The sequence below is a fragment of the Clostridium sp. DSM 8431 genome, from assembly GCF_900116755.1.
Lineage (GTDB): Bacteria > Bacillota > Clostridia > Clostridiales > Clostridiaceae > Clostridium.
In genome coordinates, this window is sequence record NZ_FPBY01000202.1 from 2,922 (window position 1) to 5,571 (window position 2,650).

At 24.2% G+C, this 2,650-nt stretch carries 2 protein-coding genes and 1 pseudogene; 1 reads left to right on the forward strand and 2 read right to left on the reverse strand.

The window, feature by feature from the left end; genetic code table 11:
- The first annotated feature begins 518 nt into the window (after positions 1-518).
- Positions 519-1,094: a sigma-70 family RNA polymerase sigma factor gene (locus BM384_RS15095; RefSeq protein WP_090014817.1), complete on the forward strand. Its 576-nt coding sequence runs from the start codon at positions 519-521 to the stop codon at positions 1,092-1,094.
- A gap of 65 nt (positions 1,095-1,159) precedes the next feature.
- Here the strand turns inward: BM384_RS15095 and BM384_RS15100 are convergent, their stop codons facing one another.
- Together BM384_RS15100 and BM384_RS18020 are read right to left on the reverse strand one after the other, a co-directional pair.
- Positions 1,160-2,233 carry a deaminase domain-containing protein gene (locus tag BM384_RS15100; protein ID WP_090014825.1) on the reverse strand — a complete coding sequence of 358 codons (1,074 nt, stop codon included), beginning with the start codon at positions 2,231-2,233 and terminating at the stop codon, positions 1,160-1,162.
- Positions 2,234-2,458: 225 nt separating this feature from the next.
- Positions 2,459-2,650 (reverse strand): annotated as a pseudogene (locus BM384_RS18020) (IS110 family transposase); the annotation flags it as partial.

The following is a 2,650-nucleotide window of genomic DNA, read 5'->3' on the forward strand; positions in this document are numbered from 1 at the left end:
TGATATAATAGTTTAAATACATCTATATGTTAATGTTGAACCAAAGCTTTTAAGCCATTCCTTTTTTATTATATCCTCCCTAACCCAAGTTATACTCCAATTCATCAAATATTTTTCCAACCAAATCACAAAATCTTAACATCTACTTATAAATAGATGCTCAATAAACTATATAGCTAACTTGAAACTTGTACATATTAAAAAGTGACTGGAAAAATAGATTTATTTATATAAAGAATTAAGTTCATTATACACCTATTTTATGTAAAATTATACTTTTTTTAAAATTTTTTATATGATACATCTTCATTACCCACTTCTATCCCCTGCTAGCCCATTAATTTCCTTAAAAATGAGCAAAAAATTTTCCCTATTTTATTCAAATCCTTGTATTAAAATATACACAAAATGTTTACAAAATACAATATTTTGTGTATTTCCACAAACATCCCCTTTTTGTCAATACTTTTAATTTATTTTTTTAATGCTATAATTCATTTTAAAGGAGGTATAGAAAAATGAATTATAAGTATATAGAAAGCTTAGTACTATCAGCAAAAGATGGAGATGAAGTCTCTAAAGAAAAACTTGTAGAAGAATTTAGTCCCTTAATTAAGGCACTAAGTCATAAAACCCACTTAAGTACCTATACTACTGAGGATTTAATAAATGAATGCTATATTTCTCTTTTTAAATGTATTAAACTCTATAATCCTAAAAATCATAGGTTTGTGGCTTATGCTACTAATGCTATTAAGAACAATCTAAATTACCTCATAAGAAGAAATCTAATGCATAGAGAAATTACAAGTCAAGATGCCTTAACTTCAACTGGATCACTAGATCATCTAAATTTAGCCACTAATGAAAATATTGAGGATTCTATTTTATACTCCTGCACTAAAAAATTCATTTTTGATAATATACAATCATTAACAAATGAAGAAAAAGAATTTCTTATTCATGTTCAAATAAGAAAAAGAACATTAAAATCTTATGCTGAATTAAAGGGTATATCAACTTCTAAAGCTCATAAAACTAAAGTTTGTATACTTAAGAAAATATCAGAACTTCTAGAATCTAATAATAAATAGAAAAGGAAGAGAATACTTAAGGTGCCTTATAGAGCTTTAAAGTATTCTCTTCCTTTTTATATAATTTATTTTTCACCGTACTTTTTCATATATTTTACTTCAACATTAATTTTATCATGCAATTTCATAAATTGATTAATAACAGAATAGCAGCTAGGACAAGGTTCCCACTTAGTTATTATGGTAAGGTTACCTTCATCTTTTAATATACCTTTTCCTATTTTATAATGTATATCTTCTATTATCTTTTTTTCACTATCATAAGCTCTATCATAGCCATATCCCATCTGTCCAAGTCTATTAACTTTATAGCTTTTAAAAACAGGTTTTTCAGGAATTAAGGAGCTTTTTTCGATGTTATTTTGCCCACTTACAGCTCTAAATATATCATTATTAAAACGTGCTACTGCTATATTTACTGAATCTTGAATGGTGTTACTTTGGTTAATATATATTTTATCTTTATCATAAATATAATTATTTAAATTCTTAACTATCCTTTCCATTCTCTCCACATTAACATCTAAAAATTTTTGATATTCAACTGAACCTATTTCACTTTTGATAAAACCATAGTCAACTGAGTTTTCTAGCTTTATCACTATGGTCTTTACATATGTTTGTTCATTATAACTTTCTAATATATCCTTATTATTATGTAAAATTATCTTTTTAAATAATTCTATGTCCCTAGATAATAGATATTTACTTTTTATCTCCTGCTCTATATCTTCTAAAAGATTTTGCTCCTCTTTATATAAATCTTTATAAAGAAGTTTTTTTATAGCTTCTATTTCTTCATTTACCTTATAATTATCTGATTTATTATTGCTTTGGTCCCTGTCAAATTCTACTCTGTCAATTTTTATTTCTTTTATTTCTCTAATCTCTTCAGATATCTTTTTACTTATGAATTCAAACTTTTTTAATTTTAATAGATAGTCTAAAAGATCATCAAAATCAATGACCTTAAATTTAATACCTTTATTAAAATATTCTAATAGTAAATCATATACTTTGTTTTTTACTAGTTTTTCTTTAATCTCTTTAGTACTTCCAAAAAGTTTTAATAATTCATTAATATTACTTACAACTACCCTTTTATTTTTAGTATTAATTGAATTATGCTTTTCTATCATATATATTATTCATCCTTTATTAATATAGAAATAAGTTTTTCTCTATAAATTTTATTATAAACACAAATAACAAGGGTTTCAATAAAACTTCTCACTTTTTTACTGTATAGACCAGTTATACAAAAAAATAAAAAATTTTAAAAAGTAATTTTTTAAAAAAGGGTACACTTAATAAACCATTACTATTTTACGAATAATGGACAAGAGTGAGTTTTAAATTATATGTTATATTACTTCGTGTAAATTACTATTTAAATATAATTTTTTATGTACTTCAGGTAATCGTAATTCAAAGGGCTTTTTATCCCTAAGTATTGCAAAAAAGTGGTTAATTAATTTGTGCATTATAGCTCCAATAGCTACTTTTTTAGGTTTTGATTTAATTAACTTATTGTAGTATTCAAGCAAAACAGGATT

Coding starts and splice junctions, on each gene's coding strand:
- BM384_RS15095 (WP_090014817.1), top strand. CDS start 519: ATGAATTATAAGTATATAGAAAGCTTAGTACTATCAGCAAAAGATGGA.
- BM384_RS15100 (WP_090014825.1), bottom strand. CDS start 2,233: ATGATAGAAAAGCATAATTCAATTAATACTAAAAATAAAAGGGTAGTT.